This is a genomic window from Rhodoferax sp., from assembly GCF_014859475.1.
Taxonomy (GTDB): Bacteria; Pseudomonadota; Gammaproteobacteria; order Burkholderiales; family Burkholderiaceae_C; genus Rhodoferax.
This window is the reverse complement of the sequence record NZ_JACUUE010000192.1, coordinates 1-4,903: the sequence shown is the minus strand read 5'-3', so window position 1 is coordinate 4,903 and position 4,903 is coordinate 1. Positions and strand designations below refer to the sequence as shown.

Below are 4,903 nucleotides of genomic sequence, written 5' to 3'. Positions count from 1 at the left end.
TCATCGCGAGCGAAGCGTGGCGATCCATGACTTCCGGGGTCATGGATTGCGTCACCGCGTTCGCAATGACGGGGCTGTTCATGGAAAGCGTAGCGCAGCAGTCCAGGCTGTTTGAATTCATGGGGCATGGATTGCCGCGCTTCGCTCGCAATGACAGCCTATGGCGTGGGCCTACTTCAGCACCACCTTGGTCCAGCGCGCCACCCACGCGGCCCCCTGGCTGGCAATCACCTGGGCGGCCGGAGCCTCGAAGGCGGCGGGCTCGGCGGCGTGGCGCATCACCTCGGCGCGCACGGTGTCGGGCTGCGCCGGGTACATCCACATTTCGGTTTGCAGCGCCTGCTGCACCGGGCCTGAGCGCATGAAATCGACAAACTTCAGCGCCGCAGCACGCTGGCCGCCACCTTTGACGAGGCCCACGCCTTCCACTTGGCGAAATACGCCACCCTTGAGATTCAGGCTGGCGGTAGGCGACTCGGTGATTTTTTCCTTGCTATAAAACACCTCGGCCGCCGGGCTGGTGGCATAGCTCACCACCAGCGGATAGGCACCCTTGTTGCGTGCAAAGTCGGTGTAATAAGCTTCGCTCCAGCCTTTCACCACTTTCAGGCCATTGCTGCGCATTTGTGCCCACCAGGCAAAGGCGGGCTCATCGCCCATGGCAGAAATCGTGGCCAGCAAAAAGGCATAGCCAGTGCTGCTGGTGGCCGGGTTGGGCGTAACCAGCCAGCCCTTATAGGCAGGCAGCGCCAGTGCCTGCAGGGTCGTGGGCAGAGCCACACCGCTTTTGGCGACCGCCGCCTTGTCATAGTTCAACGTGACAAAACCATAGTCCACGGCGGCCAGCGCCGTGCCCAGATCGGCATCGGGGGCGTTCGCCGTCTGCGGCAGCGTGGGTTCCAGCACACCGGCGGCTACGGCTTTTCCGACCAGCGTGTTGTCGATGCCGAACACCGCGTCGGCCACGGGTTGGGCGCGCGTCAAAATGAGCTTGTTGAGCATCTCACCGGCATCACCGCCCTTGATGATGGCCAGCTTGATGTTGTTCTGCGCCTCGAACTGCGCCAGCAGGGGCTTGGGCAAAGAGAAGGAACTGTGCACCATCACGCGCAGCTCATCGGCAGCAAGGCTTGGAGTTGACACAATCAAAGCGGCCAGCGCGGTGGCGGCAAGGGCGAACAGACGACGGTTCATGGCAAAGCCTTTCAATGCGCCAGCCTCTGGGGCGCTGGGCGAAAGGCATAGCCGACAGGCGGCAGCGCCTTTAACCTTCACGCTCCCTACGCTGGCATGATCCAGATCAGGTGAGGGGACTGTCTCAGTCCGTCTTGCAACGGACACCCCCGGTGAGGGCGCCATTGTAATGAGGCGGGGCCAGATCTCAGCAGGTCAGCGTCTCCACCGCCAAAATCGCCGCCTGCAAGCGTGCATCATCCTGGCCTGAAACTTCGATGTGGAGCAGGTGCATGGTTTGCAATGCGTGCTGGATGCGGGTGTGCATTTCTGCGCGCACGGCATCACTGTCGCGCTGCACGCCGTCGGGTTGCCAGGGCAGGTCGGGCGACAAGACCAGCGTTAGCGCGTAGCGGGTATGCAAGGCGTAGGCGCAATCAAAAAGCGAACGGTCGGAGAAATAAAAGTCACTGTAAACGGCGGCAAGCAGCGGCGCGCTGTCGCAAAACACATAGCTACAAGCTGCCTGCAGGGCCTGTGCAGCCACCTGCTCTTCCTGCTCAAACTGGGCCCGCATGATGGCCGCTTGCTCTTCCATCCTGGGCGTGCGACCATGCCGGTCACAAAATGCGCGCAACTGCTCAGGCACCCAGAACCCGCCAAAGTGCAAGGCCAGTGCCTGTGCCAGTGTGGTTTTTCCGGTGCATTCGGCACCGATCAGACAGATGCGCAAAGGGTCACTGCAAGCCGCCCGTCGCTGGTCCGATACCGCATACTGACGTTGAACCGTCATCGCGAGCGAAGCGCGGCGATCCATGCAGTCAGAAGTCATGGATTGTTTCACTGCGTTCGCAATGACGGGAACCTGTCGCCATTGCACTGTTATTTACTTCAAGGCTGCAAGCTTTGCAGACCACCCAGATACGGCCGCAGCACCTCGGGCACGGTGACCGAGCCGTCGGCGTTCTGGTAATTTTCAAGCACCGCCACCAGGGTTCGGCCGACTGCCAGACCAGAGCCATTGAGGGTGTGCACCAGCTCATTTTTGCCCTGCGCGTTCTTGAAACGGGCTTGCAAGCGGCGCGCCTGGAAGGCTTCGCAGTTGCTCACCGAGCTGATCTCGCGGTAGGTGTTTTGGGCCGGCAGCCAGACTTCGAGGTCGTAGGTTTTGCTGGCGCCAAAACCCATGTCGCCGGTGCACAGGCTCATCACCCGGTAAGGCAGGCCCAATTTTTGCAAAATGGCTTCGGCGTGGCCGGTCATGGCTTCAAGCGCCTCGTAACTGTGGTCGGGGTGCACGATCTGCACCATCTCGACCTTGTCGAACTGGTGCTGACGAATCAGGCCACGGGTGTCGCGCCCGGCCGAGCCGGCCTCGGACCTGAAGCACGGCGTGTGGCCGGTGAACTTGATCGGTAGATCATCTTCGGCCAGCACCACGTCGCGCACAAAGTTGGTCAGCGTCACCTCGGCCGTCGGAATCAAATACAGCGCGGTATTGTCGGGCTGCTCCTCGCCCTCCTGGCCGCCCTTTTTGACAGCAAACAGGTCGCCCTCGAACTTGGGCAACTGGCCCGTGCCCCTGAGCGTGTCGCCATTGACGATGTAGGGCGTGTAGCACTCGGTGTAGCCGTGCTCCTGGGTCTGCACGTCGAGCATGAACTGCGCCAGCACCCGGTGCAGGCGCGCCACCTGCCCCTGCATCACGGTAAAACGCGCGCCGGTGAGCTTGACACCCATGGCAAAGTCCAGCCCCAGGGGTTCACCCACATCCACATGGTCCTTGATGGTGAAGTCAAAGTTGCGTGGGGTGCCCCAGCTGCGAACCACCACGTTGCCATGCTCGTCCGCGCCCACCGGCACGCTCTCGTGCGGCAGATTGGGCACTGCCAGCAACAGGGTTTGCATCTCCAGCTGAATCTGGTCGAGGCGCTTGCTGGACGCGTCAAGCTCGTCCTTGATGCCCGCCACCTGCGCCATCACGGCATCAACTTCAGCAGCACCAGCAGGGCCCTTGGCCTTGAGCTGGCCAATTTGCTTGCTGGCGCTATTGCGCTGGGCTTGCAGCGCCTCGGTGCGAACCTGAATGGTTTTGCGCTCGGTCTCAAGCGTGGTGAAGGAGGCCACGTCCAAAAAGGCTTGCGGGCTTTTGCGGGTTTCCAGGCAGGCCACCACGTGGGCCAGGTCTTTGCGCAGCAGGGTAATGTCTAGCATGATGGTGAAAATATAAAGGGTTGTGTCGTGTCACTGCGAGCGTAGCGCGGCAGTCCATACAGTCGGAGGTCATGGATCGCCACGCTTCGCTCGCGATGACGGTTCAAGGTCCGTATGCGGTATCGCGTCGATTCAGCTGGCTCGCAATGGCGGCTATTCATTTGCTTGGTGGTCTTCATTCTGATCCAGCCGCAAACCTTTGGGCAGCGGAAATTTGACGCTCTCGGGGTCGCCCGGCATGCGCTGCACTGACACGGCACCCAGCGCTTTCAGGCGCTCAATCACCTGCGCCACCAGAATTTCCGGGGCCGAAGCACCGGCGGTCAGGCCCACGCGCTGACAGCCCGCAAACCACGGTGGCTGCAAATCGTCGGCACTGTCAACCATGTAGCCGGGCGTGCCGAGCTTGCGCGCCAATTCGACCAAGCGGTTGCTGTTGGAGCTGGTGGGGCTGCCCACCACCACCACCACATCGACCTGCGGGCTCATCAGCTTGACGGCATCCTGGCGGTTTTGCGTGGCATAACAAATGTCCTGCTGCTTGGGCTCGCGCACATTGGGAAAGCGCGCCTTGATGGCCGCGGCAATGGCGGCTGCGTCATCTACGCTGAGGGTGGTTTGTGTGACCACGGCCAGTTTTTCGGTCTGCGTTGGCTGGATGCGCGCCACGTCCGCCACATCCTCCACCAGATGAATGCCACTGTCAAGCTGGCCCATGGTGCCTTCCACCTCGGGGTGTCCCTTGTGGCCGATCATGATGAACTCATAACCCTCTTTGGCCAGCTTGGCCACTTCCACATGCACCTTGGTCACCAGTGGGCAGGTGGCGTCAAAAACACGAAAACCGCGCGCAGCGGCCTCGTGTTGCACCGCCAGGCTCACGCCGTGGGCCGAAAAAACCAGCGTCGCGCCCTTGGGCACATCGTCCAGCTCTTCAATGAAAATCGCGCCCTTGGCTTTCAGGTCATTCACCACAAAGGTGTTGTGCACGATTTCGTGGCGCACGTAGATGGGCGCACCAAACTTGGTCAGCGCACGCTCCACAATTTCTATGGCGCGATCCACGCCGGCACAAAAGCCACGCGGCTCGGCCAGCAACACCTCAAGGCCAGCGTTCGTTTTCATAACACCCCGATGACCTGGACTTCAAACGTGACCGGCTGGCCGGCCAGCGGGTGGTTGAAGTCAAACCGCACCGCCTCACCTTTATGGTCGTTGCGAAAGTCAACAACCACACCGGCAAATTCGCCCTGGCCGTCGGGCGTGGGGAACTTGACCACATCGCCCACGGCGTAAACCTCATCGGCGCCGCCCAGGTCGAGCAGCTCCTTGCGTGCCATCCACTGCAGCATGTCAGGGCTGCGCGGGCCGAACACCTCGCCGGCGGGCAGTTCCAGCGTGGTGCGGCTGCCCTCGGCCAGTCCGATCAGGCGCGCCTCCAGGGCGGGCGCGAGCTCGCCGGTGCCCAGGGTCAGCGTGGCGGGTGCAGCGGCAAAGGTGTTGACCACGTCACCGG

General features: G+C 61.9%; 5 protein-coding genes and 1 riboswitch. All 5 genes read right to left on the bottom strand.

The genetic code is table 11. The annotated features are described in order from the left end of the window. Positions 1-171: 171 nt before the first annotated feature. Complete coding sequence (locus IBX54_RS12690; RefSeq protein ID WP_296543020.1) at positions 172-1,194, bottom strand: thiamine ABC transporter substrate binding subunit; 1,023 nt, start codon at positions 1,192-1,194, stop codon at positions 172-174. Between the two features lie 65 nt (positions 1,195-1,259). Beyond that, positions 1,260-1,355, bottom strand: a riboswitch (TPP riboswitch). A 26-nt stretch (positions 1,356-1,381) separates the two neighbouring features. Further along, on the bottom strand, positions 1,382-1,906 hold the full coding sequence (locus IBX54_RS12685; RefSeq protein WP_296543019.1) for an ATP-binding protein: 525 nt from the start codon (positions 1,904-1,906) through the stop codon (positions 1,382-1,384). A gap of 158 nt (positions 1,907-2,064) precedes the next feature. Continuing rightward, positions 2,065-3,387, bottom strand: a complete 1,323-nt coding sequence (serS, locus tag IBX54_RS12680; RefSeq protein WP_296543018.1) for a serine--tRNA ligase — start codon at positions 3,385-3,387, stop codon at positions 2,065-2,067. A 153-nt stretch (positions 3,388-3,540) separates the two neighbouring features. After that, positions 3,541-4,512: a 4-hydroxy-3-methylbut-2-enyl diphosphate reductase gene (gene ispH, locus IBX54_RS12675; protein ID WP_296543017.1), complete on the bottom strand. Its 972-nt coding sequence runs from the start codon at positions 4,510-4,512 to the stop codon at positions 3,541-3,543. Next, positions 4,509-4,903 (bottom strand): peptidylprolyl isomerase (locus IBX54_RS12670; RefSeq protein WP_296543016.1); only part of this gene is annotated, 395 nt, incomplete at its 5' end. The genes IBX54_RS12670 and ispH, both read right to left, overlap by 4 nt.